The sequence below is a fragment of the Pseudomonas sp. AMR01 genome, from assembly GCF_041946035.1.
In the GTDB taxonomy this organism is placed as follows: Bacteria; Pseudomonadota; Gammaproteobacteria; order Pseudomonadales; family Pseudomonadaceae; genus Aquipseudomonas; species Aquipseudomonas antarctica_B.
The window spans coordinates 108601-129884 of record NZ_JAUTYR010000014.1; the positions used below are offsets into that span (position 1 = coordinate 108601).

22 protein-coding genes and 2 pseudogenes are annotated in these 21284 nt (G+C 54.0%); 17 read left to right on the plus strand and 7 right to left on the minus strand.

Annotation, left to right across the window (positions count from 1 at the left end):
* Positions 1-288: a hypothetical protein gene (locus Q7C20_RS15125; protein ID WP_375068370.1), complete on the minus strand. Its 288-nt coding sequence runs from the start codon at positions 286-288 to the stop codon at positions 1-3.
* Positions 285-1208 carry a hypothetical protein gene (locus Q7C20_RS15130; protein ID WP_375068372.1) on the minus strand — a complete coding sequence of 308 codons (924 nt, stop codon included), beginning with the start codon at positions 1206-1208 and terminating at the stop codon, positions 285-287. The genes Q7C20_RS15125 and Q7C20_RS15130 overlap by 4 nt, the downstream gene beginning before the upstream one ends.
* Positions 1209-1430: 222 nt before the next feature.
* Between Q7C20_RS15130 and Q7C20_RS15135 the strand changes: the two genes are divergently transcribed.
* A complete protein-coding gene (locus tag Q7C20_RS15135) occupies positions 1431-1760 on the plus strand; it encodes a hypothetical protein (protein WP_375068374.1) in 330 nt (109 codons plus the stop codon).
* On the opposite strand, the gene Q7C20_RS15140 is transcribed toward Q7C20_RS15135, so the two are convergent.
* Positions 1710-2357, minus strand: coding sequence for a LysE/ArgO family amino acid transporter (locus Q7C20_RS15140; protein ID WP_375068376.1), 648 nt, complete (start codon positions 2355-2357; stop codon positions 1710-1712). The two genes, Q7C20_RS15135 and Q7C20_RS15140, sit on opposite strands and share 51 nt — an antisense overlap.
* A 325-nt stretch (positions 2358-2682) precedes the next feature.
* On the opposite strand from Q7C20_RS15140, the gene Q7C20_RS15145 reads away from it, so the two are divergent.
* Positions 2683-3375 (plus strand): NBR1-Ig-like domain-containing protein, encoded by a 693-nt coding sequence (locus Q7C20_RS15145; RefSeq protein WP_375068377.1) that lies wholly within the window; start codon positions 2683-2685, stop codon positions 3373-3375.
* A gap of 2 nt (positions 3376-3377) precedes the next feature.
* On the opposite strand, the gene Q7C20_RS15150 is transcribed toward Q7C20_RS15145, so the two are convergent.
* Complete coding sequence (locus Q7C20_RS15150; protein ID WP_375068379.1) at positions 3378-4013, minus strand: LysE family translocator; 636 nt, start codon at positions 4011-4013, stop codon at positions 3378-3380.
* A 133-nt stretch (positions 4014-4146) separates the two neighbouring features.
* Between Q7C20_RS15150 and Q7C20_RS15155 the strand changes: the two genes are divergently transcribed.
* Positions 4147-4518 carry a PH domain-containing protein gene (locus tag Q7C20_RS15155; protein WP_348056594.1) on the plus strand — a complete coding sequence of 124 codons (372 nt, stop codon included), beginning with the start codon at positions 4147-4149 and terminating at the stop codon, positions 4516-4518.
* Positions 4519-4647: 129 nt separating this feature from the next.
* On the opposite strand, the gene Q7C20_RS15160 is transcribed toward Q7C20_RS15155, so the two are convergent.
* Positions 4648-4908, minus strand: coding sequence for a hypothetical protein (locus Q7C20_RS15160; RefSeq protein ID WP_375068380.1), 261 nt, complete (start codon positions 4906-4908; stop codon positions 4648-4650).
* 779 nt (positions 4909-5687) lie between these two features.
* Between Q7C20_RS15160 and Q7C20_RS15165 the strand changes: the two genes are divergently transcribed.
* From Q7C20_RS15165 to Q7C20_RS15175, 3 genes are read left to right on the plus strand one after another with little or no spacing between them, the layout of a single operon-like run.
* On the plus strand, positions 5688-6851 hold the full coding sequence (locus Q7C20_RS15165) for an S-type pyocin domain-containing protein (protein ID WP_375068382.1): 1164 nt from the start codon (positions 5688-5690) through the stop codon (positions 6849-6851).
* Positions 6852-6865: 14 nt separating this feature from the next.
* Positions 6866-7150 (plus strand): colicin E3-like toxin immunity protein, encoded by a 285-nt coding sequence (locus tag Q7C20_RS15170; protein WP_375068383.1) that lies wholly within the window; start codon positions 6866-6868, stop codon positions 7148-7150.
* Positions 7151-7154: 4 nt separating this feature from the next.
* Complete coding sequence (locus Q7C20_RS15175; RefSeq protein WP_375068384.1) at positions 7155-7622, plus strand: hypothetical protein; 468 nt, start codon at positions 7155-7157, stop codon at positions 7620-7622.
* Positions 7623-7654: 32 nt separating this feature from the next.
* Here Q7C20_RS15175 and Q7C20_RS15180 read toward each other — a convergent pair whose 3' ends face one another.
* Complete coding sequence (locus Q7C20_RS15180) at positions 7655-8029, minus strand: c-type cytochrome (RefSeq protein WP_375068385.1); 375 nt, start codon at positions 8027-8029, stop codon at positions 7655-7657.
* Positions 8030-8194: 165 nt separating this feature from the next.
* Between Q7C20_RS15180 and Q7C20_RS15185 the strand changes: the two genes are divergently transcribed.
* The 9 genes and pseudogenes from Q7C20_RS15185 to Q7C20_RS15225 all read left to right on the plus strand — a co-directional run bounded on the left by Q7C20_RS15185 (position 8195) and on the right by Q7C20_RS15225 (position 18944).
* Positions 8195-8575: a response regulator gene (locus Q7C20_RS15185; protein WP_375068386.1), complete on the plus strand. Its 381-nt coding sequence runs from the start codon at positions 8195-8197 to the stop codon at positions 8573-8575.
* Positions 8576-8769: 194 nt separating this feature from the next.
* Complete coding sequence (locus Q7C20_RS15190; RefSeq protein ID WP_375068387.1) at positions 8770-9384, plus strand: biliverdin-producing heme oxygenase; 615 nt, start codon at positions 8770-8772, stop codon at positions 9382-9384.
* Positions 9381-11609 carry an ATP-binding protein gene (locus Q7C20_RS15195; RefSeq protein WP_375068389.1) on the plus strand — a complete coding sequence of 743 codons (2229 nt, stop codon included), beginning with the start codon at positions 9381-9383 and terminating at the stop codon, positions 11607-11609. Before Q7C20_RS15190 ends, Q7C20_RS15195 begins: the two co-directional genes overlap by 4 nt.
* A 133-nt stretch (positions 11610-11742) precedes the next feature.
* On the plus strand, positions 11743-11913 hold the full coding sequence (locus tag Q7C20_RS15200; RefSeq protein WP_375068391.1) for a hypothetical protein: 171 nt from the start codon (positions 11743-11745) through the stop codon (positions 11911-11913).
* Between the two features lie 143 nt (positions 11914-12056).
* Positions 12057-13007: pseudogene (locus Q7C20_RS15205) on the plus strand (alkaline phosphatase family protein); the annotation flags it as partial.
* Positions 13008-13091: 84 nt separating this feature from the next.
* Positions 13092-14558 carry a tyrosine-type recombinase/integrase gene (locus Q7C20_RS15210; protein ID WP_375068392.1) on the plus strand — a complete coding sequence of 489 codons (1467 nt, stop codon included), beginning with the start codon at positions 13092-13094 and terminating at the stop codon, positions 14556-14558.
* Entirely contained in the window at positions 14555-16513 is a 1959-nt protein-coding gene (locus Q7C20_RS15215; protein ID WP_375068394.1) for a hypothetical protein, read from the plus strand. Before Q7C20_RS15210 ends, Q7C20_RS15215 begins: the two co-directional genes overlap by 4 nt.
* Positions 16510-18519, plus strand: coding sequence for a hypothetical protein (locus tag Q7C20_RS15220; RefSeq protein ID WP_375068396.1), 2010 nt, complete (start codon positions 16510-16512; stop codon positions 18517-18519). The genes Q7C20_RS15215 and Q7C20_RS15220 overlap by 4 nt, the downstream gene beginning before the upstream one ends.
* The gene (locus tag Q7C20_RS15225; RefSeq protein ID WP_375068397.1) at positions 18516-18944 is read left to right on the plus strand and encodes a hypothetical protein; all 429 of its coding nucleotides are present in this window, start codon (positions 18516-18518) and stop codon (positions 18942-18944) included. Before Q7C20_RS15220 ends, Q7C20_RS15225 begins: the two co-directional genes overlap by 4 nt.
* Before the next feature lie 103 nt (positions 18945-19047).
* Here Q7C20_RS15225 and Q7C20_RS15230 read toward each other — a convergent pair whose 3' ends face one another.
* Entirely contained in the window at positions 19048-19851 is an 804-nt protein-coding gene (locus Q7C20_RS15230; RefSeq protein WP_375068399.1) for an HAD domain-containing protein, read from the minus strand.
* Between Q7C20_RS15230 and Q7C20_RS15235 the strand changes: the two are divergent.
* Positions 19790-20572, plus strand: a pseudogene (locus tag Q7C20_RS15235) (NAD-dependent deacetylase). The gene Q7C20_RS15230 and the pseudogene Q7C20_RS15235 overlap by 62 nt on opposite strands.
* 322 nt (positions 20573-20894) lie before the next feature.
* Positions 20895-21122, plus strand: coding sequence for a BPSL0761 family protein (locus Q7C20_RS15240; protein WP_375068405.1), 228 nt, complete (start codon positions 20895-20897; stop codon positions 21120-21122).
* Positions 21123-21284 lie beyond the last annotated feature (162 nt).

The following is a 21284-nucleotide window of genomic DNA, read 5'->3' on the forward strand; positions in this document are numbered from 1 at the left end:
TTATTTCAGCAAGGCAATCACTGCGCAGACAACCGCTATCGCCAGCGCCGGCCACTGCATCGGCATGAAAAAGAAGTGGTGCCGCACACCATCGGCGTGAACCTGGCGATTCAACACAAAGCCCAGCACAACGTTGATGGCTGAACCCATACCCGTCCCCATCAAGAATTGCATGAGCGATGTATCACCGGACTTTACGCTGGGGTCCGGCCACAGCCACATCAATAACAGCACCATGGCTACCGGCGTGAACAAGGTCAGCCAGCCTGCGCCGCGATAGATCATCATTTGATGTCTACTTCGAAAACATCCGCTGCTGGCGCGCGTGCCTGCTCTTCAACTGCCAACACGACATCAAGCGTATTGAGGAACAGGTCATGGCTCAGGATGCCGGTGGCGATGGTCGACAATACGGGCTTGCCGTTCTCGTCCTTGATCACCACGTTTTCGGTCCAGGCGTTGAGGTCTACCGTGCGCAGCGACGACATCGGTACTTTGTTGCCCTGGTACTCGAGGAAATCGCGGTGCACAACGATTGGCGACGTGGTGACTTTGAGGAAGTTGCCGGTCATTCGCTTGCCCCAGACCTGCTTTGAATTGATGCAGTTGAACGTTACGCCGCCGCCCGATTCCAGCGTTTGCGCAACAGCCGGCAGGCGCGCGCGTACGTGCAACTCACGAACCAGTTCCTGAAACTTCTGAAAGCCTTTGAGGGTTTCGAGCACCCGATGAAACGGCTCTGCGGCATTACGACGATAGGCCAGGTTTGTGATCAGGCCGGTCAATACGGTTTGCCCGGAGCTGAACAGGTATAGGTCCTCTATTTCAGCAAACGGCGTGTAATCGCGTTGCTCTTTGGTGATGCGCACCAGACCGTTTTCATACACTTCGTAGTGGGTACTACGCAGCTTCTTTTGCCTAAAGTAGGTACCCACTATGAACAGCCCCACAACGGCCAACAAACCGGTCGTGAAATAAAACACGGTGTGTTGGCTGGCGAAATTGAGGGTCATGCCTCGGGACGTCTGAATACTGACCGGGCCATCATTGCCCATCGGCACAATCGTGCTCAGATAGAAAACGAACACGGCGAGGCCCAAAAGCACAGCGGCCAATATCAGGCTGAAAATCAAAAAGGCTTTGCCCTGACGAAACGTCGCGATCAGTTCGCCGGTGGCGGAAGGAGCGTGGGTAGAAGATGACTGCATGAATGTGTGCGTCCTTGTCATTGAGTAGAAAGCGCTGCGGGCTGCGCGGCGCAGCTTGAGCTTTGCGCCATGTCCATCCGGTATGCGGGTAAGCTTGGCACGCCGTTTGGAGCATGGCTAATTAATATCGTTCCTCGGAAAATGGACAGTGGTTCAGGCTTTTTTTTCACCCGCAGAACAGTAATCATCGCGCACCGCCCACATCACCGAGGAACCCGAAACATGGAATTGACGCTGGAAGCTGTTGCGCTCTTTGCACTCAAACTGGTGCATGAGACCGAAGGCGCAAGCCCGATTCTGCGGGATGATTGGGTGATGGATGGGTATCAGCGGGAGGTGTTTGGGTTGTTGGTGCGTCAGGGGGATTTGGCCGGGATTCAGGTGAAACTGGATGAGTGCATTGCCCAGGCGTTGAACGCATTAGGAGGTGCCGACACGGTGCTCGGCCGTGAATTGTTCAAACTGTCGGTCGAGGTGCAGCAGGCACATAGCCTCGACGAATTAAGCGCTCCGCTGACTTACCTTCAGAACTACCTGAAAGATATCCAGTGAATCGTTAATCAGCATTCCAGCCAGATAAACCATCAACACTGCCACGCCCGCGTCCAGCCATCGCCAGACGATGGGCGAACGAAACAGCCCCGTCAATCGCTGGCACCCCAGCGCCAACAACACAAACCACACCAATGACGCCGTCATCGCGCCTGTTGCGAACAGCACTTGTTGGCCCGAAGGTTTGGCTGCGCCGATAGAGCCGATCAGCACAACGGTATCGAGCCAGGCATAGGGGTTGGCGAAGCCGAGTATGACTGCCGTGCGCAACAGCCCTCGCTGCGAGTTGCCGCCTTGAGTGTCCGGCATGGATTGGTTACGAATGCAGGCCCGCAGACGCTGAGCGCCGAACCACAGCAGATAGACCGCCCCGGAGAGCAGCATAAGCGCCATCACCTCCGGCCGACTTCCCAACAGCGACCCCAACCCCGTGACGCCGAAAGCGATCAGCAGGACATCGGCAAGCACGCAGATAGCGACCACGCCCCAGATGGGGCCGCGACTGACACCTTGGCGGATGACCAAGGTGTCTTTCGGGCCTGGGGCGATAAAAAGCCCAAGCCCAAGCAACAATCCCTCAATGAAGTAAAGCGTCATGGCAAGTGGCGGTCAGGCAACAAACAGAGTGGGCAACCAATAACCTGTGGCGAGGGAGCTTGCTCCCGTTGGACTGCGCAGCAGTCCCAATTTTCAGGGCCGCAATGCGCTCCAGCGGGAGCAAGCTCCCTCGTCACAGTGACAGTGCTCCTACTTAACCGACTGGCGTTAGGTGTCATGGCTACCTTTCGTATGTGCTGTAAAGGAATGAAACACACGCCAGAATCGCAAAGGCCAGCGTGGCGTGTAGTGTGCATATCTCACTAAACGCAGCGGCGAGCAGGTAGTCTTTTTTGGTGAACAAGGAACGGGGACGAATCCGAGCATGAGCATCAAAACCCGCGACACTCTCCGCGCTCTAGTCGTGCGGCGCAGCCGAGAACTGGGTAAATCCATGACCACCTTGGCCAAGGAATCCGGTATATCCCGAACCTACCTCTACGGATTGGCAGGCGGCGCATCACAAGATCCCTCTGTACGCACACTCATCAAACTGGCGAGAACGCTCCAAGTCTCCCCGCTATTACTCTTCCGCTACTTCGCCGACCTAGCGGGTGCCCCGGCGGATGCCCACTCAATGGCCTCCACCAACCGTGCCATCAACCTGCACGATTCCAGCGACATTGCCGTTTTCAACGCAGACGTCACCACGCCCGACCAAACAGTCGTGCTGCCCGGCGAAACTTTTCAGAAAACCTGGGAGATCCAGAACCTCGGCACCCGCCCATGGCGCGGGCGAAAGTTGGTACGGGTAGACGGCGAATACGTCATCGCCAGGCGCACCGACTCGGGCGCGCTCCTTGAAGTGGTGATGGACACGCATCTGCGCAGCCTGACCAACGAAATCCCGATTGCCGAGACGCTACCCGGTCAGCCGGTGCATATCACCGTGGAATTCGCCGCGCCGAAGGAAACCTGCTCCGTCACGTCAATCTGGCGGGTTGAGGATGAACACGGTCAAGCCTGCTATGGCCCCGCCTTTATCCTGCACGTAATAGTCAACGTCATGGCGCGCTGAACCTAGCGCCGCCCTTCCACCGCCATCCGCACCGCCAGCCCCATCAACACCGACCCCATCAGCCAGCGCTGCACCACCTGCCAACCCGGCCGAGTGACGAAAAACACCGCAATGGAACCCGCCATAATGGCGATCACCGAATTAACGCTCACGCTGATTGCGATCTGTGTAAAGCCCAATATCAAAGACTGCGTCAGCACACTGCCATGGCCGTTCGGGTCGATGAACTGCGGCAGCAACGACACATACATCACCGCCACCTTGGGGTTCAGCAGGTTGGTCACAAAGCCCATCATGAACAGCTTGCGCGGGCTGTCTTTGGGCAAATCCCGCACCTGGAACGGCGAGCGCCCACCCGGCTTGACCGCCTGCCACGCCAGATAAACCAGATACAACGCACCGCCGAGCCGCAGCGCGTCATACGCAAAGGGCACCGTCATCACCAACGCGGTAATCCCCAGCGCCGCACACAGCATGTAAACCACAAAACCCAGCGCCACGCCGCCCAGCGAAATCAAACCGGACGTGCGCCCCTGGCAAATCGAGCGCGAAATGAGGTAAATCATATTCGGCCCAGGCGTCAGCACCATGCCGAGAGAGATCAGGCCGTAGGCAAGCAAGCTGGACAGTTCGGGCATGGTGGCGCTCCTGATTTTTTTGTTGGTCGCCATGGTAGGGCGTCGAATAGGCGACCGTTAGATACAGATCCGCCAGCAAAACGTCATACACCAACACAAGCGCTCACCACACCACTTACCCAGGGACAGGCACATGATCGACTTCAACAACAAAGGCTTTTTCAAGCTCAAACAAAACAACGAATACGCCGAACGCGTCTCGGCCCTGCTGCTCGACGGAGAAGAAGTGATCGACGCCTACAAAGCCATGCGCGACGGCGTGGTCTTCACCACCAAGCGCATCATCGCCGTGAACGTCCAAGGCATCACCGGCAGCAAGAAGGACTTCACCTCGCTGCCGTACAAAAATATCGTGGCGTACTCGGTGGAAACATCAGGAACGTTTGACCTTGACTCGGAACTGGAGATTTACTTTTCGTCGCTGGGGAAAGTGAAGTTTGAATTCACCGGCAAGACCTCAATCGTCGAAATCTCCCGGATCATTTCCACGCACCTGCTGAGCTGATCAGCAGGCAAAAAAAGACCTTGGCGCACCAAGGTCTCTTTCACTGCCTACACGGTGTAGCGGGTGCACGCCGATCAAATATGTGGGAGCTGGCCTCTTAAAATACCCAATGAATTCCGCCCGCAGTCACTAGAAACCTTTCACCTGCTTCCTGCGGAAATACCTGCAAAACCAAACCGCCCCACTCACCAACGCACCCAAAACAACAACCCCATTCCCCACCAACCAAATCCCAAAATTCCGACTCTGCTCCGCATCTCCTTTATAAAACGGACCGAAGTAAATCGATACCGCCACATAAGCCCCGTTAAACACCGCAACCGCAACCACGGTCACCAAAACCACGAACGCGACGCCCTTAAGCACCTTCAGATAACCTTCCAAAACCATATCTCCCTGGACTCGTGATAATCCGAGAACGTCCCTTCAATCGAAAATTCCAACTGAATACGCGGGTAGCTCATCCAATCCGTCAGCCGCTGGCCATTCCACAGGTCGATGTGGTCACCACTGCGAAGGAGGAATGCGGTGAGTCAGGCACGCTTCGGCTGCTGTTTTTGGGGCTGCTTCGCAGCCCAACGCGGGCGGTGCGACGATTCGACAAGCCCGCTCGCCACAAGCATCGTGTTCGCCCTATCAGGCAGATTTCCAAAGACCTTGAAAGGGCTGCCATTTAGCGTGAAACCGTTGCAAACGCGGTGATGCTGAAGATAGCCCCTGGTGGAAATTAGAACGGTCCTACTCGCTGCCAGGTTCCGGGTCGCAGGGCAGAACGTACGCAGTGGATGCGCAGATGAGCGAGCGCAATTACCCGCTCTAAGATCCAGCCCTTTCAAGGTCTTTGGAAATCTATCTGACAGGCGAACACTATCCCTGTGGCGAGCGGGCTTGCCCCGCATTGGGCTGCGAAGCGGCCCCAAACCAGCGGCCGGAGATTGTCTGAATCACCGCATTCGTCCTTTTTAGGGTCGCTGCGCAACCCAACGCGGGGCAAGCCCGCTCGCCACGGGATACTTATCGCCTGTTCTACCTAAAGACCTTGAAATGGCTGGCTCTAAGATCGCCAAGAATAAGACACCTTTTCCCACAACCACCATCGAACAAAGCCGACATCACCTTCCAATCCGCCCTCGTAGGCTCACTCCCTCGCACAAGGAAGTAAGCCTGTCATGTCAGAGCGCTTTTACCCTCTCACCGAAGAAGAACAACTCAGGCGGCGAATCCTGTCCCGGCAGCCGGCGCGTGCGCCCTATTCGCCACCGATTGATGTGTTAGTCCCGAAACCCACCCAAACACCTGCGCCCGACAAGCTTCCCGGCTGCACCTTTACCAAACCCTGCCAATTGCCAGACGGCATCACTCGCTACACCGACCCCACCGGTTATGTACCGCTGGAGCTGATCAAGGACTACGGCCATTTCAGCCTTTTGGGTGGGCGGGAAGTAGACAGCCAGGGCACAACCGCTCTGCGCAAGATCAGTGGCAGCGCGCTGCCCGTTGGCTTGGGGCAGCTGGCGTTGCGTACGGCGGTAGTGGAGTCGGCAGCCACCGCCGCTGGCACAGTCGCCGGTGGGTTGCTGACGGGTTTGGTGGCGCTGGTTTGGCCATCTGAGCTGGGCGACAGCGCGCTCTACAGCGAGGAGCAATTGCGCTCGATGCAACGGGCGCGGTCGCAGATGCGTTTGCAGGTTGAGCAGCGTGAGGACGGCACGCTCAAGGGGTATGGGTTTTACACGGGCAACCATCCCGATTGGCAGATGATTGATGTGGTGCAGTTCCAACGCCGTGGCGATCAGTTTGTGGCGGATTTGGGTGAAGGCGCGGAGCTGGTTTGGACGCCTGCAGTTGATCCGGGAGACACCCTTGGCATTCCGGCATTGGAGGCTGCGCCGCAAGCGCCGGTGATATGGATTTACCCGCCCACGGAGAAGGCGGCGCAGATTCTGGTGAACCCTATTTATCCGCCGGAGTACCGGGATTTTATTTTGGTGTTTCCGGTGGAGTCGGGGGTTCGGCCGCTGTATGTGGTGGTTAATGAGCCTCGGAAGGGCTTGAGAAATCCTGATTACGACTACTTTCCCGCCCCCAAAACCGAAGACATCACTGGCTTCCCAGGTTTGATCGCACAAAAGAAGAAGACCCGAAAACGGGACGGCGGCGGCCTTCGTGAGCGTTGGATGGACGCCAAAGGGCGGAAGCTTTTCGAGTGGGACTCAGAAAAAGGTGAACTGGAAGTCTATCGATATAGCGATTTCAGCCACCTAGGATCCTTTGATCCTTACACAGGTGAGCAACGAGGTCCGGCAAAAGATAAACGACGCATAGAAAAATAAATGGAGATTTGGTCATGGTGATGAAGATACGGCTGGAATGGTTCGACAAACTAACCGAAAACTTGGAGGCAGACGAATACTCGACCGACGTGGAAGAGGACAGCATCCTCAAAGCACTCGATTTACATAATGAGCTTCAAATTTATGCTGGAGGATTCAACATACTTCCGAGCTGGATAACGCTTCTCCAACCCCATTTCCAGCACGTAATAGCGCCCAACCTTTACGACTATCAAATTTCTTTCCACTACCAGGGCGCGTGGCCCCCACCGCCCAAAAATACCAGAAAGGAGTCCTGACGCCATGAGGCCCATAACCAAAAAGCCCCTCCTCTACCGCTCAGTCAACACCCGAACCCATGGTGTGCGCCACGGCAGCTATTGCGCGTACCGTTATGAACGGCACACAAAAAGCGAAAAGAGCTCATTGTCCACCCGCAGTTCAATGCACAGCCAGCAACGACACGGTTATGACTACACGCCGCTATTCCGATTTCTCCTGTCCAAAGTCGGTCAGCCATGGGACACAGTGTTCAGCGAGGCCAACGCCCGCCTGGATCGGCCGGAGCCTGTGTTCTGGATGGTTGCGCTGCATGAAAGCGACAAGAAAGAGTATATGGGTACAGGCGAGTCCACTTATTTCAGCGGCTTATGGGTCGACGAAGCAGGCCTGCTGCAAAAGGTTAACCCCCACCTGACGCCTGAATTGATGAAGCCATATTGCGACTGCTGCACTCACACGTTCAACGGTGTGGTATTCCCGCCGTGTTGAGCACGCACTCGTTGAAAGCTAACCGAGCCTGATTATTTGGGCTGAAACGTCTCCAGGTACGCCAGAATATTTTCGATCTTCTCCTGATCACTAATCCCCCAAAAAATCATCCGCGTCCCGCTCACCACTTTTTTCGGTGCCTCGATGTAGGCCGCGAGCTTGTCCCGCGTCCACACCACGCCGGAGTTTTTCATCGCATCCGAATATTGATAGTCGGTGGTCGTCCCCGCAGGTCGCCCGATGATCCCGTTAAGTTCCGGCCCGAACCCGCCGCGCGCGCCTTCACCGACGCTGTGGCAGCCGCCGCAGGTTTTGCTGAAGAGTTTACCGCCGGCCTCGGCATCACCCGCCGCGAGGGCCGGGGCTGTGTTGAGGATCAGCATAAGGGTGAGTAAGGCGTACTTCATGGGTAGCTCCACTTTCAACGGTCGGGCAATTATGCCTGCATGGCAGCCCGCGACACTAAACCGCAGGGCAAAATGACCATCCATCGGCAAAAAATTTTCATATCGAAACTCTTGCAATCGCGCCCCACTCCACCGTTATGAACCCATGATGGAGGAGTAAGGATCATGGCTCAGCCATCGATTTTGGTTTTGGAAGACGACGAAATCATTCGTGCGTTAATGGTGGATGTACTCGAAGATTTTGGGGCAGTCGTCACTTCTTTTCCTTCGGCGGATGAAGGGATGATCTACCTGGAGCGTGAGAGCGATCCGGTTGACTTGATTGTCAGTGATATTCAAATGCCGGGTTTGCTCAACGGCTATGACTTGAGCCGCGTTGTAGCCCATCGCTGGCCTTCAGTGCCAGTGGTGCTGACATCCGGCAACACTAAGATCGCCGCGCAGTTGGGCGGCTCGGTGCGTTTTTTGCCCAAACCGTGGAGCACTGAGCACCTGCTTGAGTGCGTGCAAACGGCGCTGATCCAGCAGGGCATGTCGATGCACTGATAGCCTCGCGACATCACTTTTTCCGAACTTCGGCGCAGGCCCTGTGGTCATTGAGGATGCAAGGAGCGACTTTTCTGATCCGCTGGTCAGCCTTTTCGCCTTGTGCGTTCAGTTGACGGCAATGAGTTGTGTAGAATCGTCGCCCATTTCACGCGTCATTCATGGCCTAAAGGCCCACAGTTCGAGCTCATTGAATGCATTCACAGGCCCATGACGTTGGTGTGCCCTCACTGCTGGAAGCGTTGCGCACGGGCACCGGCCTGCTGCACGTGGCGCTGGAAAAGCGCTTGCCGTTTTTCTCCGAGCGCCTGGATACCGTTTGGTATCAGCGTTTGCTCCAGGCGTACTACGGGTTTTATGGGCCGATGGAGGCGGCGCTGTACGATAGCGGCTTGATCCCCGATGGATTCGATCAAGTTCTGCGTGTGAAAACGCCGACGTTGGTGAACGACCTTCACGCCCTCGGCCTGGACGACCACGCCATCGGCGCCCTGCCGGTTTGCTCTGAACTCCCGACTTTCGATACCCCCGCTGCCTGCCTGGGCGCCCTGTATGTGCTGGAAGGCGCGACCCTGGGCGGCCAAGTGCTGCGCCGGGAGATGGCGCAGCGCCTGAACGTGGACGCGGACAACGGCGGCGCATTTCTCAATGTGTATGGCGCCGAAACCGGGCGGCGCTGGAAGGATTTTCTCGATTACCTGGGCAGCCTGCCCCTGGACGCACCCGCCAAACAGCGCGCGGTGGAGGCAGCCTGTTCAACATTCAGCGGCTTTGAGCAATGGCTCCAAGGCCAGGAGGTATTGCTATGAAACCCGAAGATTTTGAAGAGCTGCTTGCCAACTGCGCCGACGAACCCATTCGCTTCCCGGGAGCGATTCAGCCGCACGGCGTGCTGATGACGCTGTCGGAGCCCGAGCTGAACATCGTGCAGATCAGCGCGAACGTCGCCACGCTGTTTAACCATGCGCCTGAGGCCTTGCTGGGCCAGCCGTTGCACACGCTGATTGGGGTCGAGCCGGCCAAGGCCGTGCAGTCGATGGCTGAAAACAACGTATTTTTTGATGCGCCGCCATTGCATGTCACGCTCAACGGCGCCGATTTCGAAGGCCTGCTGCATCGCCATCAGAACGTGCTGGTGCTGGAGTTCGAGCCGCGCCTTGACGATTTCAAACCCCGCGCGCTGAACGGTCGCACCAGTGACTTGGGCAAAATGCTGCAACGCCTGCAGTCGGCGAAAACCCTGCAGGCGCTGTATGAAATCAGCGTGAATGAAATCCAGGCCATCACCGGTTACGACCGCGTATTGATCTACCGCTTTGAAGACGAGGGCCATGGCCAAGTGATCGCCGAAGCCTCGGCGCCGTCCATGGAGCTGTTCAACGGGCTGTTTTTCCCTGCGTCCGACATTCCGGAGCAGGCCCGCGAGCTGTACCGCACCAACTGGCTGCGCATCATCCCGAATGCGGCCTATGAGCCGGTGCCGCTGCTGCCCAAAATGCGCCCCGACACCGACCAGCCGCTGGATTTGAGCTTCGCCACCCTGCGCAGCGTGTCGCCGATTCACTGCCAATACATGCAGAACATGGGCGTGTTGTCGTCCATGAGCATTTCGCTGATGAAGGGCGACACGCTCTGGGGCCTGATCAGTTGCGGCAACCGCGAGCCGCTGCTGGTACCGAATGAGTTGCGCAGCACCTGCCAGACCATTGGCCAGGTACTGTCGTTGCAGATCAGCGCCATGGAAGCCTTGGAGCTGAGCCGCCAGCGCGATGAAAAAGTCGAGACGCTGGCCCTGCTCGATCAGGCGATGAAAGCCTGCGAGGAAAACGTATTTGAAGGTCTGGCCCAACAACCGCAGTGGCTGATGGACCTGACCCTGTCGGGCGGCGTGGCGATTATCGAAGACAAACAACTGCACCGCTACGGCAACTGCCCGGAACCGGCGCAGATCCGTGCGCTGCACAAATGGCTGATGGAGACCGGCGAGCCGGTGTTTTCCAGCCATAACCTGGCTTCGGTGTACCCGCCCGCCGCCGAGTATCAGCAGGTCGCGAGTGGCGTGTTGGCCATGAGCTTGCCCAAGCCGGTGGACAACGGTGTGCTGTGGTTCCGCCCGGAAGTGAAAGAGAACATTAATTGGAGCGGCGACCCGAACAAGCCGCTGGACCTGGAAAACTCCGACGCTGGCATGCGCCTTCGCCCACGTACTTCGTTTGAAATCTGGAAAGTCGAGATGGCCGGTATCTCCACCAAGTGGAGCCACGGTGACCTGTTTGCCGCCAATGACCTGCGCCGCTCGGCCCTGGAAAATGACCTGGCGCGCCAAGTGCTGCGCGAGCAACAAGCCGTGCGTGCGCGTGATGAGCTGGTGGCGGTGGTGTCCCACGACTTGCGCAACCCGATGACCGTGATTTCGATGCTCTGCGGCATGATGCAAAAGGCCTTCAGCTCCGAGGGCCCACACACATCGCGGCGAATTTCTTCGGCCATCGACACCATGCAGCAGGCTGCCGGGCGCATGAATGTGTTGCTGGAAGACTTGCTCGACACCTCGAAAATCGAGGCCGGGCGCTATGTGGTCAAGCCGGTGCAATTGGATGTGAGCCAGATGTTCGAAGAGGCTTACTCGCTGCTGACGCCGCTGGCCATGGAGAAAGGCATCGACCTGTCGTTCAACGCCGAACCCGGCCTGCAGATTAATGCCGACCCGGAGCGCCTGTTCCAGGTGTTGTCGAACCTGATCGGCAACGCCATCAAGTTCACCCCGCGCCAGGGCAATATCGGGATCAGCGCCATGAGCAACGCTGACGAAATCGTGTTTTCGGTGCGCGATTCCGGTGAAGGTATTGCGCCGGAACAACTGCCGCATGTGTTCGATCGCTATTGGACCCAGACCGAGAACAACCCCACCGGCAGCGGGCTGGGGCTGTATATCACGCAAGGCATCGTCCAGGCCCACGGTGGACGGATTGAAGCGCAAAGTGAGGTGGGCCGAGGCAGCGAGTTCAGGTTTACCGTACCCAAGTCGAACTGAAGCGCCTGGTGCAACACATGCGGATACGCGTGGCCGGGAACGTTCATCCCGGCCACTGCCACTGAGTCAGGGCGCACTCAAAAGGAGTCTTGATGCGACAGCCCTTTCCTTCAATTGAGTCAGAGGTCTTCCCATGATCGGTACCACGTTCCACACCTACACCCTCAACCAGGCTATAACCGCGACTCAACCTCCCGCCAAACCCGTGGAAAAACCGGTGACGACCACCGGCACTCAAGCGGCAGAAAACAAGCAGTCGTACACATCGTCTTTGGACTCATTGGGGCAGGGTCGGCTGCTTTGACACGGTCAGCAGTGTCAGTGCGTAGTCGGCGAACTGGTTGATCAGCGCAAAGCGTGCAGCGCCTGGCGCTGCACTCCGTTAACAAAACACTGACATCCCTCGCGTTATCCTGCTCTGCTCTACTTGTGTGAGCCGCTTCTTTGATGTCACAGCCAGACACACTGCCCGACGTGCTTGCGGGCCCCCTGCTACGGCGCCTGGAACCGCGGCGCCTGACCCTGTGGATCGCAGCAAGCCGTGCGCTGGAAATGACCCTGAGGCTGTATGTGCCTCAGGGCCCCACGCGCACTGTCGACCTTGGCGCAGAGCACTGCCAAATCGTCGCCGTTGGGCGCCACGCCTATATTCACCTGATCGATGTAGCCCTGAGCGATGCACTGCCTCAGGACGTGGCCATTGCCTATGACCTGCTGATTGACGGCGTCGGCATAGCCGAGTGGGCGCCGCACTTGCTGTACAGCGATGCACGCCTTCCGAGTTTCGTTCTGCACAGCCGCATCCACCAGTTGGTCCACGGCTCCTGTCGCAAACCCCACCACCGCGCCGACGAAGGCTTGCTGTGTGTTGACCGCCTGCTGGCGGCTGCACCTGCCCCCGCCGAACGCCCGGCTTTGCTGATGATGAGTGGCGACCAAATTTACGCCGATGATGTCGCAGGCCCCATGCTGCGGGCAATTCATGCGCTGATCGCGCGCCTGGGGTTGTTTGACGAATACCTGGAAGGCGCCGTGGTCGACGACAGCGTCAGCCTCTATGGGCATCGCGCCAGTTATTACCATCGCGCCGACCTGTTACCGGCGCTGGACAGCAATGAAACCCTGCGCGAACGGTTTTTTGGCGGCGTGAAGAAGCCGATTTTCACCAGCAGCACGGCCGACAATCACCTGGTGACCTTCGCCGAAGTAATCGCGATGTACTTGCTCGTGTGGTCGCCGACGCCCTGGACGCTGATTACCCCCGAAGTGCCGCACCTGAAAGCCGACGAGCATGAACGCTATGCCCTTGAGCAGGTGCAGGTTGATCGGTTTCGCGAAGGGTTGCCGGGCGTCGCGCGGGTCTTCGCGCACCTGTCCACGTTGATGATCTTTGACGATAGTCCGAACGTAGCTCTATTGACTGTATAATCCGAGTGAAGCACTGTATGCCCACACAGCTATCTTTTTTGCGGATGAGTCATCGTGGCGAGAAATCAGATTAGAAGCAAAACCGGGCAAGGGCGCTACGACTCAACCGCACGGAGAGTCCTCATTTCCGAGTTTAGGCCTGTAACATTGTGCTTCCTCGAAACGCGTGGTTGCGGGGCTTCGAACAGCCTGCCGGATTATAAATTCGTAGAGGGTAAGAAGGGATACCTGCCAAATTTCCCCGTACTCATTCAGAGCGACGGTGACCCGTGGGCCATCGGAAATCTTTACCTAATTACGAAACTCCATAAAGAAGCCAGTTATGAATCAAAAACGTTCCGAGGCATTGCCGATCATCTACTCGATTATTTGCGCTTTGTTGATGAGGAAAAGCTGGATTATTTGTTTTTTCCTAAGAATGACCGCCTTAAAGTTACATTTCGCTACCGACAACGACTGATCGAATTTGTTAATAATGCGCAACTTTCTACAAGCACAGCCAGCGCAAGAATCAATGCCGTAGTCAATTTTTATCGCGGGATAATCAACTGGAATCTTATTGACGGTGGCAAATTCGATGGAATTGCATTTATAGAGATAAAAAAATATATCAGCGTAACATCGAGCTATGGCATCCAGAAAAACCTCAAAGTTAATTCGCACAACTTAGCTATTCCGAATCAAAAAAAACAGCACCAGAACGAGTATATCAACGATGGCGGAATGCTTCGCCCGCTTACCGTTGAAGAACAATCATGCGTATTAAAAGCCCTGCTCAAATCGTCTCGCGAATATCAGCTTATTTTCTATTTCGCCTTATTTACAGGCGCAAGAATCCAGACTATCGGAACACTACGACTTAAGCACCTTAAAGGCGACTTTGACAGCAATAGCAATCTGCGACTTTCCATAGGCGCTGGTTCACAAATTGATACGAAGCGCGGCAAACGTATGACGCTGCTTGTCCCTAGTTGGCTTGTGCAGGATATGCGAATTTATGTAGACAGTGAAGAAGCTAAAAAACGTCGCGATCGATCTTTTTACGGCGCTACTGAGGATAACTATGTATTTTTGAGTAAGAGCGGTGTTCCTTATTACACCAGCAAAAAGGAAATATTCGATCACTCAGATAGCCATATTAGCGAAAGTGCGGGAATGATCGACAGAGCGCGTGACGTCGCCATACAAGATGGTGCAGCTTTGCGGACACACATCCAACAGATACTCTTCCCGCGTATTCGTTGTGATAGTCCTAGTTTTCAGGACTTTACCTTTCATGACTTACGCGCCACGTTTGGTATGAACTTGCTCGAAAGCCAGTTGCAACACATGGGCGACCAAAATATCACAACTGCTGTGGAGTACGTTAGACAGCGCATGGGACACGCTAATATCGAAATGACTATGCAGTACTTGAAGTACAAGTCTCGCTTGAAGTGGAAAAACACCATACAGCATGAATTTGAGAACCAACTATTCAGCCACATCAACACATCAGCCAACGCGGATGGACTTCCATGAGTAGCAACTTCATTTATCGCCAGGTCGTAGTTATTGACGCGAAAGATACAGTTGTTGAGGTCATTCATCCGCAACTGGCTGTCCTGATGGTTAATAATGGTGCCGACATCGGCAAGCGGTACTTGGATATCGGATCGCTTTGCTATACACGTCGGGGTAAGCCACTGCACACCAAAATAGGCTGCCCTGTAGATCTGTCATCCCTCGACAAATCACGAATTCCTTTCGCGCAAGCTTTAATTGAGCATTTGAGTGCTGGGGTTAGTCGTAACCTAATGTCTAAAGACTTCCATTCAAATAAAAAATTTGTCGACTGGATAGATACACAGAAGTCGCACTACGCTTTTGATGACATGCTGTCTATGAAACAGGCTTATAGAGACTATACCGGATATTTGCTGCATCAAATGAATAGCTCGGGGATGAGTGGACAGTCAATTAGACAATCTACTGCCTCGACCTACCAGGCCAGCGCTCGAAAATTATTGACAATGACAACTGGCCTGAGCGAGCCGGAAGTCAACAGCATCGCGACATATATCCCACGGAGAAGCACTCACGCGAACCATGTAAATTTAAAGTTACCGAGTGCCGATACTCAAGCACAGACATTTGCCGTACTGATCAACTTCATTGATGAAGCGCATCGCGCCCTTGTTAATACCGACTCTCTTCCGCTCCGTCTCAGATCCCCTAAAGAAGAGCTTTGTTATCTATACTCATTGCAGCCATATAGCGAAAAATCTCAGTCCGCAAAATTTAGTACCGCATCCGTATTATTTAAGCTACCCTCGTTTCCTACTTGGATAGAAGCAAAAAAACACCTCGGATTGATGGGTGATAGCGCAGAACTACAAATTAAAAGATCCAGTTATGACCACGCAAGGCAGCGGCATGAAAAAAACAATAATAATTCACGTTCATGGATAAGAACACGAATCGGTGCTCATGCTGTGGTAGCAGGCATGCTGGCATTTATCGCCGCTACGGGCTGCAATCTTAAAGTGGCTCAAAATCTCGAAGTCGGCACACTAAAGATTGTATCCAGCACGCAAGGTAAGCGTTTCTCAGGAACTAAGGCAAGGGCTGGTGGGAAAACCGTTGAGCCGGAGTTTGGGGCTCGCTTTTCTCCTGTATTCAAAAAATATCTTGAATTACGGACCTGGGTTTTGAATGGCGCACACAGTACTTTGGTGTTTCCATTGATCTCAATCGGATATGGAGTAGCACCAGTGGGTGCCTCCAGTATTAATGGTTTCAAAAGGCTTATCTCTAGAGTTCTACCCAAAACAACTTGGGTCACTCCAAATCAATGGCGAAAAAATGTCAGCTATCAATATGTGAAGTTGAGTGGTAGCGATTTGTCAGTCACTGCGGAAAAGCTGGGCAACACCGAAGCGACTTTGCGACAGAGCTACAGCCGGCCTGCACTGGAAGACTACGCGACGGAAATCAGTCACTTCCTAGAGGCGCAGTACCAATCCGCTATCAAACGCACGCGTACTGTAGAGCTAATCCCAGTGCGCATTCTTGACAAAAAAAAAGACGGGATAACTACTACAGGCACAGGGTCATGTGAGAAAACGTCTGAATCGCTACCTCAGCACGCCCAAGGCTTTACTGCGCGGGCTCCCACGCCCTCCTGCGTTGACCCGGAATCGTGCTTGTTTTGCGCGCACTATGCCGTTCACGCAGATGAAGATGATCTTCGTCGCCTGCTATCGTTGCGTTATCTAATTCAGGCCATTAAAGCAAAACAGCCCTCTGACCATTGGCAAAGCAAATTTGGACCGACTGTCCACCGTATCGACGAAGTGCTCTCGGCAATTCAAGACATTGATGCAAGCTACGAGTCAATTATAAACCGGGTCCGCGATGAGATCGAGTGCGGTGCGCTCGACCCATTTTGGGCCATTCACTTCGATACGTTGGTTACAATAGGAACCGTGTCGTGAGCATTCTTACAAATCTTAAACTAAATCAGTATCAAGCTCATCAACTGCCCGATAGCTGCGCTGACGCATCGCACTACCTTACGGTTGACGGGGGCTTTGTTGTTTCACGCACGGCAGCTGGCGAGGTCGTCTCGCGCTATCAAGATGACTCGTGGAATATGAAAATGTACTCCGCGCAAGGTATATGCTTATACAACTTCTATAGTTGGGCTGAGAACTCTAAGAATAGTCCACTGGTAACAGTCATAGCCGAGGAAATGAAGCGTATTCAACTGGCTCGAATGTATTTGTTTCCCGTACCGCGCAAGCCTAATTCCATTGGAATGACTGAGCTTAACAGGCTAGCGCGTCTAGCGCTCAACAACGAACTGTCACTGCTCCAATTATTCGCAGAGACAAACATCAATCGCTTGCTACTGCCAGGCTTTTCTGAGCTAGGCCAATATCAAATGCGCAGCATGCTTATTCTTATAAAGGAAGTCTTTAATCTAAGGATAATTCATCCGAACTTCGAATTTGCGCCGTCGCGCTATACCATCATTAAACGCATGCAAGACATGTACGATAAATATCCAAAACTACAAAAAGATGACCCACAACAAACCAAGCTTATTCCGTCGCGCCTCTACGCTGAGATCATTGCTGCATTCAATGCTGAGTTAGATGCCTTTAATACCAACGGCGAAGCGATAGTGGGGCTTTACCGGCGGAGAAAAGAGAATCCAAAATTCGGACTCCCTGTAACTCATGCGCGTGACTACAAAAATAGCATTGCATGGAGCGACGCACTCGCCCAGAACGGACTTAGTTCGTTTTTTGAAAAATTATCCATTATGAACTGGATCCAACTAAACCGTTATCTTGGTGAAATTCAACAGACTGCGAAATACTGGATTCATTTGTTCTCCGGCATGCGCGAAAATGAAGCACGGCACCTGCCTGCCGACGCATATACTACGATAAGCGCGGGCGGCGCAATTATTAGTATATTACGAGGCTATACGTCGAAGATTGCAGGTCAGAATCATACTGAAACATTCTGGGTCACAGCGCCCATCGTCAAGAAAGGCGTGATTGCGGCCCGGACCACTGGACAGATTGCTGCGCTGTTGTACGAACATGATGAATCGGATTTGAGCCAGTATCCGCTCTTTGCGGCGCGAAAAAAGTGCGGCGCCCCTCACCAGGCATTTAAGGGGGCTCCTGTTACAGGGATGGCTAGTAGAGACCAGATAGATCGAATAACAAGCCGATGGCCTGGGTTGGTGGTTCAGGAGTCAGATATTCGCGAGTTGGAGCAGTTTGATGGTTTTCGGGATTGGCGGAATGATCCTGATGTTAGAGCCGGTCAATTTTGGCCTTTGGCAACTCACCAGTGCAGGCGTTCCCTCGCGGTCTATTCAGCGCGCTCGGGAATGGTTTCTGTAGGTTCGTTGGGGCTGCAATTTAAGCATCTGACAGAGGTTATGGCCTCGTATTACCGCACGGGAAGTGCATTTGCCACAAACTTTCTCCAAAGCGAAGAATCGCAACGTTGGCTGGATGAGCTGGAGTGCGAGCGCCGCAAAGCACAATTTCTCGACTACGAGGCAAATGTTATCAACAGCACGAGCCGGCTATGGGGCGGCGAGGGACATCGCATACAAGTGTCCCGAGATAAGGGTAAGCCGTTGATCATTACAACGGATCGCGCTTTCACACAAAAGAAGTTCGAGCGAGGCGAAATGGTTTATAAGCCCAGCCCGCTAGGCGGCTGCACGAATCTCGAACCTTGCGACAAAATTTCCTTCACCAGCATATTCGTCTGTCTCGACTGCGATAAATCCCTTCTCGATGAAGACCGCAGCCTGAAGAACATCAAGCGTGGCGTAAACAATCTGAAGCGTGGACAATCCCTGTTCGTGCCGGAGAATCCTCAGTACAAACAGATTGAATCTGAAATCAATGCGATATACGAAAAGCTGGAAAATCGGGGGCTGCTGGAGAAAATGGAGGTAATGACATGAGTGCGCTTGAAAACTACCGGGCGGCGCTGCATCGCTTAACGAATGGGAGGCCACAGATTGTCCCGGAAGACTCTGCGATCAACAAGGATACTGTAGCTCTTGAAGCTGGCCGTAAGCGCGGTTCAATCAAAAAGAGTCGCGCTGAAAACGCAGAGCTGATCGCTGAGATCGAAGCTGCTGCCGCCACTCAGAGCGCGCAATTAAAGCCAAGCGCTGCACAGCAAGTCGAGAAGCAAAAGTCTCTTAAGAAGGCAGCCCATGGGCAGCTTGTGAGTCTCCGGAAGGATTATGAACTAGCCCTCAGTAGGATTGTATCACTGGTCCATGAGAACTACATGCTGAAGCAACAACTCATTGAGCAAGCAAGCGAGCAGCAAGGAAACGTGATAGCGCTGGGTGACTTTCGTAACCGCCAATTGAGTTGATAAATGCAGCTTAGGCTTCGGGCTATTTCGCCAACGCGTGTTTTTGCAGATACCTGCATCGCATCGACTATGGCTTCATGCTCTCTCGTTTACCCGGCGCTCGTTACCCATTGAGTAAGCACATTTCCTCCAGACGTCTTTGAAGCTCCGCTTGGGTCTGGAGGGAGCCGAGTCCAAGATCCGGAACGCAGGCAATGAGCTGTTGACCTGAACCCTCTGGCCATCCTTGCACATCGTCATCAAGGGCGATCCAACTCCGAAGCTGTGACCGTGCCGCGTAGCGGCAGATCTGGTCGTATCTAGTCTTCCCGTCCCATTGGTTTTCATCCGTCCAGCCTCTGGCCATCGAACTGTGCCACGTTGCACCGATAACTCGTTCACGCAGCTCGATAGGTAGATAGGCGAGTGCTCGCTTAAAGCCAAGATGTCGAACCCAACTGGTGCTCAATACCACCGAGATCATTGGAAAACTATCGAGTAGATTGACGAGAATCGGCGCCCACATGAATAGCGTACCTTCGGCCTTCAGTACAGGTCCCTGGCGAGACAAGTAGACGGCGTCGGGGTGCAAGACACCATCAAAATCAACGAAAAGGATGTGCGTATTCCCCTGCACCGAGGTTTCTCCCGTAAATGGCCGTGACCGAATAGCTTTCGGCCTGATGAAGTCATAGTTTATTTCGCCGCTAACTTTGCCCCTCTCCAGCTTACTCCGCGAAAGCGGAGTTATTGCCCTGATCACATAAGATATGGTATCAACGAAAACTTGGGTCCGCACCACGCACTCAATCATGCTCAGCGACAGCTCCTCAAACGCAAGGCGGAAGGTCGGAGAAGGTTGAATCATGTCTCTCAAAGAGCAAGCTGTAATCGCACTACAGAACGCCAATAAAGTGATCTTTTTCACTGGGGCCGGTATCTCCGCGGATAGCGGCATCCCCACGTGTCGCGAAAAAATTTCTGGAATCTGGGCAGGGTTTGATCCGACGGATTTAGAGACGGCCAAGGCCTTTCGAGACGACCCTGCCATGGTATGGAGATGGTATCTCTGGCGAAGACTTCGAGTCGCTCAAGCAGAGCCAAATGTTGCGCATCTTGCGATCTTTCGCATGGTTAACTAACAGCGCCAAGTTTCTGTTATCACACAGAATATTGACGATATCCATGACCTATCGGGCTCTTTAAATGTAGTTCATTTGCATGGCAGTTTGGCAATGCCCAAGTGCTTCGCCTGCCATGGGCCTGCGGTTGTGCCACCAGATCAATCCGCAATGCCGGATGAAGGTGCTCTGGTCGAGCCGCCTAGGTGGCAGCGTTGTAATGGTAAAATGCGACCTACGGTGGTCTGGCACGGAGAGAATTTGCCACCTCAGGCTTGGAAGGCTGCTGTACTTTTAGTGAAAGATTGCGATCTTTTGATTTCAGTGGGTACCTCTGGGATCGTCATGCCCGCCGCAGGCCTTCCCAACCTTGCATTGGCATCTGGCGCTTCAGTCATTCATGTGAATAAGGTTGACGTCGCAACGGATGAGCCGAAGGAATTTATGCTGATCGGGTCTGCCGCCGAAGTACTGCCGATGCTGCTCGAAATGATAGAGACGGATAAGCCTTGGGGACTTGAGCTCTGAAACTGCATGTCAAGCACGGTTCTGATATGTCCATTTGCTCATTAGAGTTGGCGGACGCCAACGAATAAGGTTTATAGGGGATTATAGAGTGTTTTTTACGCTAGAGTCATCGAATAGACCCGAGCGATTGAGGCGTCTCCCGTGGCGAACGTTAGTTACTGGCCGTCTTTTGACTCTTGCCAAGGGCAGTACTCAGTCAAAAGAAGTCGCTAGTGACTAACCCGAATGGACGATACGTCAGGCTGGATCGTCAAAGTGTTTGACCGAAGCTAGCTGCCTTGTATTGGAGTGATGATCACAGAAGTTGGAGAATTAAATGACGATGCCATTTGAAAGGACCAGATCTATCGTACAAACTCATGCTTTCCTAACGGAGCTTGCATGCGACATGGAAGTGCCAGAGCGCATTAGACAAAACGCTCAATTCCTTTTGCGTCACTTTCCCACTAAGCGCGACGTTCTACTGGCTGGCCGAATTGAAGAGGAAGCAAGAAAACTAGGCTTGGGCGCTTTTAGTACTGTATTTAGCTCCTCAACTGAAGACTGGTAGTCGCCCGTGATTACATGCAGCTCGCGATGGGTTGGCTTGGGTCGTAAGCAGCCACAGTACCAAGCACTTGCAGAAGGCCAATAACTGTAGTGGTCTAATGAAACCGGACACCCATTTAGGCGAGAATGCTCGCCAGATAGAGGTGTCTGATGACCAAACAAC

Excerpts from the sequence above, each read along its gene's own strand:
- Q7C20_RS15125 (WP_375068370.1), bottom strand. The coding sequence starts at position 288 with ATGATGATCTATCGCGGCGCAGGCTGGCTGACCTTGTTCACGCCGGTA.
- Q7C20_RS15130 (WP_375068372.1), bottom strand. The coding sequence starts at position 1,208 with ATGCAGTCATCTTCTACCCACGCTCCTTCCGCCACCGGCGAACTGATC.
- Q7C20_RS15135 (WP_375068374.1), top strand. The coding sequence starts at position 1,431 with ATGGAATTGACGCTGGAAGCTGTTGCGCTCTTTGCACTCAAACTGGTG.
- Q7C20_RS15140 (WP_375068376.1), bottom strand. The coding sequence starts at position 2,357 with ATGACGCTTTACTTCATTGAGGGATTGTTGCTTGGGCTTGGGCTTTTT.
- Q7C20_RS15145 (WP_375068377.1), top strand. The coding sequence starts at position 2,683 with ATGAGCATCAAAACCCGCGACACTCTCCGCGCTCTAGTCGTGCGGCGC.
- Q7C20_RS15150 (WP_375068379.1), bottom strand. The coding sequence starts at position 4,013 with ATGCCCGAACTGTCCAGCTTGCTTGCCTACGGCCTGATCTCTCTCGGC.
- Q7C20_RS15155 (WP_348056594.1), top strand. The coding sequence starts at position 4,147 with ATGATCGACTTCAACAACAAAGGCTTTTTCAAGCTCAAACAAAACAAC.
- Q7C20_RS15160 (WP_375068380.1), bottom strand. The coding sequence starts at position 4,908 with ATGGTTTTGGAAGGTTATCTGAAGGTGCTTAAGGGCGTCGCGTTCGTG.
- Q7C20_RS15165 (WP_375068382.1), top strand. The coding sequence starts at position 5,688 with ATGTCAGAGCGCTTTTACCCTCTCACCGAAGAAGAACAACTCAGGCGG.
- Q7C20_RS15170 (WP_375068383.1), top strand. The coding sequence starts at position 6,866 with ATGGTGATGAAGATACGGCTGGAATGGTTCGACAAACTAACCGAAAAC.
- Q7C20_RS15175 (WP_375068384.1), top strand. The coding sequence starts at position 7,155 with ATGAGGCCCATAACCAAAAAGCCCCTCCTCTACCGCTCAGTCAACACC.
- Q7C20_RS15180 (WP_375068385.1), bottom strand. The coding sequence starts at position 8,029 with ATGAAGTACGCCTTACTCACCCTTATGCTGATCCTCAACACAGCCCCG.
- Q7C20_RS15185 (WP_375068386.1), top strand. The coding sequence starts at position 8,195 with ATGGCTCAGCCATCGATTTTGGTTTTGGAAGACGACGAAATCATTCGT.
- Q7C20_RS15190 (WP_375068387.1), top strand. The coding sequence starts at position 8,770 with ATGCATTCACAGGCCCATGACGTTGGTGTGCCCTCACTGCTGGAAGCG.
- Q7C20_RS15195 (WP_375068389.1), top strand. The coding sequence starts at position 9,381 with ATGAAACCCGAAGATTTTGAAGAGCTGCTTGCCAACTGCGCCGACGAA.
- Q7C20_RS15200 (WP_375068391.1), top strand. The coding sequence starts at position 11,743 with ATGATCGGTACCACGTTCCACACCTACACCCTCAACCAGGCTATAACC.
- Q7C20_RS15215 (WP_375068394.1), top strand. The coding sequence starts at position 14,555 with ATGAGTAGCAACTTCATTTATCGCCAGGTCGTAGTTATTGACGCGAAA.
- Q7C20_RS15225 (WP_375068397.1), top strand. The coding sequence starts at position 18,516 with ATGAGTGCGCTTGAAAACTACCGGGCGGCGCTGCATCGCTTAACGAAT.
- Q7C20_RS15240 (WP_375068405.1), top strand. The coding sequence starts at position 20,895 with ATGCCATTTGAAAGGACCAGATCTATCGTACAAACTCATGCTTTCCTA.